We start from the raw sequence: 3,342 nt of genomic DNA on the forward strand, positions 1-3,342 counted from the left end.
ATTGGCCTAACCCACCTTTCTTTTCCTTTGCCCCATCTCATACTTTTTGGCCAAGAGAAATTTTTTAATATTTCTCCTAGTTGATTTTTAAGAAACTCTTGAATGTTAAATGAGCAGCTTTCTCTTTTAATGAAGTAAAAATCCTCATTATTTACTTTTCGAACGAGCAAATCTTCTTCATTTTTCTGATATTTTCTTAAAAAACCTTCGATAGCACTTTTTGGTGCGTTAATGTTTGGTCCCTTAACTTCGTTATTGGAATCCTTTAGCTCCAAAGCATTTATGTTGTCGACAAATAGGGTAATGCGACGTGCCGTTACAAAAACCTCCATTGATGTAAATTTTACATTATTTTTGTTAAAAACATTGGCAATACAGCTCTTAACTTGAACTGTAGCTGAATTCTGCATTCTCGGTGGTATTTCTTCTGAAAGGCACTCAAATAACAACTGCAACGACATACGCTATTTACTCATGTACAATTCACAACATTTTTTTGTCAGCTCTCTAACTCTACCAATATAAGCTGTACGTTCATTCACACCAAGCACACCTCTTGCATCAAGCAGATTAAGTAGGTGACTAGTTTTAATACATTGGTCATAAGCTGCCATTGGTAGCTCCTTTTCAATAAGGAACTTGCACAATTTTTCCGTATCTTCGAATTGCTGCTGTACCACTTTAGTATCATAATAATCTAACGCTAGATAAGAAAATTCATATTCTCTTTGTTTAAAAATATCTCCATAAGTTACACCATTATCGTTCCAAGTTATATCGTAAACATTATCTACACCTTGTATGCACATTGCTAAACGTTCCAACCCATATGCCACCTCACCAGGAATCATCTTGCAGTCAATCCCTCCAACTTGCTGCATATAAGTAAGCTGTGTTACTTCCATTCCATTGCATGTAACTTCCCAACCAAGTCCTGATGCACCAACACTTGGATTTTCCCAATCATCTTCAACAAACTTAATATCATATTTTTCTGTAGATATGCCAAGAACTTTTAAGCTATCTAAATAGACGTCTTGTAAATTATTACCAGATGGTTTTATTATAACTTGATATTGGTGATGTTGATACAAGCGATTAGGATTATCACTATAGCGCCCATCTGCTGGCCTAATTACTGGTTGTAAATATGCAATTCTTGTTGGTTTTGTATCAATTGCAGACATAATTGTTGCAGGATGTAATGTACCAGCACCAATTTCAGATGTGTATGGGTGAAGTATAACACAGCCTTCACCAGCCCAAAAATCTTGCAACTCCTTTATTATACTTTGTAAGTTCACATAAACTGTCACTTTTTATACTAAATATATAAATAAATAAGTACTATTCAATATTTATCTTTTTTGCAGCACTATGTAAATAATCACCTAAAACTGCTGAACTTTCTCTCACATACTGAATTATGCTTTTATTCAGGACAATTGCATCATGCATGGTTAAATCGCAGAATATAAATGCTGTTAAATACAGTAAAATCACTGCATAAAATGTGTGAAAAATCCCCTCAAATGTAATTGACATTGCATTATTATAGCTGAGTTGTATTGAACTTATTGGCCATGGTTTTATCACTTCTACGACATTAAAAAATACGTAAGGTATCATAAGAAAAAAGAAAAAGTGCACAAAATCATTAAACCAAAATGGGCATTGAAACATCTGCTTACATATATTCCCATAGAGTTTACTTACAGCATAATAAATTGACATTATTGCTGGCATTGAAAGTGCTACAGTCAGTACTTGCCCTGACGCTATTTGTATTACTATCTCTTCACCACTGTTTGCTGAAGGGTCTTGAGCATGAAAAATAAATATTCCAATTAATTGCATTACTAACATAACTATTGCCAATTTTGTAAAAACAGCAGCTACAACTATTCCTGAGTCTGGCATTTTATATAGTAAGTATTCGCCTCCATATGTAAGAATTAATATAACATCGACAATAAATAATATTAAAAAAGAAGACCAATAGCTCTGCCAACTTGGTAAATATCCTATTCCTAAAAGAGAGCTTACTGTTTTGGCAGGAAAAACCCTACCTAGCATCTTTCCCAAAAATTTAAAAAAAATCCCCATGTTCTAAGTAACACTTGGTTTATATTGTTTATAATACTGTATTGTAACGGACTTATCAACAACTTAAAACATGTATTGAAAGATTTTAGGTAACATGCAGCAACAGTAGAAGAACGTGCGCCAAAAATTTAATAATTTTATAGGGCTTATGCACTTAAATTTTTTGCAATATCAAGTGCAGCGTAAGTGAATATTGCACTTGCACCCGCACGTTTGAAACCAATCAAAGACTCATAAATCACCTTGTCATAATCTAGCCAGCTATTATTTGCAGCAGCTTTTATCATTGCGTACTCACCGCTTACTTGGTAAGCAAAAATCGGAAAATTAAACTTATCACTTGCTGTTTTGATAATATCTAAATATGGCATACCTGGTTTAATCATAATAAAGTCTGCACCTTCATTTATATCCATTTCAATTTCGCACATTGCTTCGCGCGCATTTTTATAATCCATTTGATAACCACTTTTGTCTATAGAATGTGATAGCCCACACGAACCAACGACTTGCCTGAATGGAGCATAGAAGCTAGAGCAGTATTTCACTGCATAAGATAATATTAATACGTCTTGAAAGTTGTTATCATCTAATGATTTTCTGATTCTTCCTATTCTACCATCCATCATATCAGAAGGAGCAACTATATCACATCCTGCTTTCGCTAAAGCAAACGCTTGCTTACACAGCACTGATATAGTTTCATCGTTTTCTACATCCATCTGATTATCTTTTAAAATGCCGTCATGGCCGTGAATAGTGTATGGATCCAATGCAACGTCTGCAATAATACCAATTTCAGGTACCTTTAATTTTACAGCACAAATTGCTCTGCAGATTAAGTTGTCAGAATTATATGCTTCCTCAGCGTTTTCAGATTTTAGTTTACTATCAACTACAGGAAAAATTGCAACAGCATTAATCCCTAAATCTTTAGCTTCCTTAACTATAGACACTAATCCATCTATTGAATAACACTTTACGCCTGGTAAGCCAGAAATTGGTTCAGTTGTTTCTTCTCTGTCATGAACAAACAGAGGAAGAACCAGATCATTTACTGATAAACTATTTTCACTTGTTAAATTGCGAACCCATTTGCTCGAGCGCCTGCGTCTTAATCTTGTATTTGGGAAATTAAACATTGGATCCGGGCAAATTCTCAGTAAAGAGCAACACCCCTGAAATGAGTATCACCCAAAACACTGATATTGGTAAAAATACTTTCCAACCAAGGCG

4 protein-coding genes are annotated in these 3,342 nt (G+C 34.4%); all 4 read right to left on the reverse strand.

Features of this window, described 5'->3' with window-relative positions:
- Positions 1–461: glycine--tRNA ligase subunit beta (locus tag WGMM_RS01420; protein ID WP_038248987.1), on the reverse strand; the 461-nt coding region annotated here is incomplete at its 3' end.
- Between the two features lie 3 nt (positions 462–464).
- Positions 465–1,304: a glycine--tRNA ligase subunit alpha gene (locus WGMM_RS01425; RefSeq protein ID WP_081818057.1), complete on the reverse strand. Its 840-nt coding sequence runs from the start codon at positions 1,302–1,304 to the stop codon at positions 465–467.
- Between the two features lie 43 nt (positions 1,305–1,347).
- Complete coding sequence (locus WGMM_RS01430; RefSeq protein WP_038248993.1) at positions 1,348–2,106, reverse strand: hypothetical protein; 759 nt, start codon at positions 2,104–2,106, stop codon at positions 1,348–1,350.
- 146 nt (positions 2,107–2,252) lie between these two features.
- On the reverse strand, positions 2,253–3,248 hold the full coding sequence (gene hemB, locus WGMM_RS01435) for a porphobilinogen synthase (protein ID WP_038248996.1): 996 nt from the start codon (positions 3,246–3,248) through the stop codon (positions 2,253–2,255).
- Between the last annotated feature and the right edge of the window lie 94 nt (positions 3,249–3,342).

It is taken from the genome of Wolbachia endosymbiont of Glossina morsitans morsitans, assembly GCF_000689175.1.
Taxonomy (GTDB): Bacteria; Pseudomonadota; Alphaproteobacteria; order Rickettsiales; family Anaplasmataceae; genus Wolbachia; species Wolbachia pipientis.

What these genes read in the sequence shown, in the direction of transcription:
- hemB (WP_038248996.1), bottom strand. Translation starts at nt 3,248, where the DNA reads ATGTTTAATTTCCCAAATACAAGATTAAGACGCAGGCGCTCGAGCAAA.
- WGMM_RS01430 (WP_038248993.1), bottom strand. Translation starts at nt 2,106, where the DNA reads ATGGGGATTTTTTTTAAATTTTTGGGAAAGATGCTAGGTAGGGTTTTT.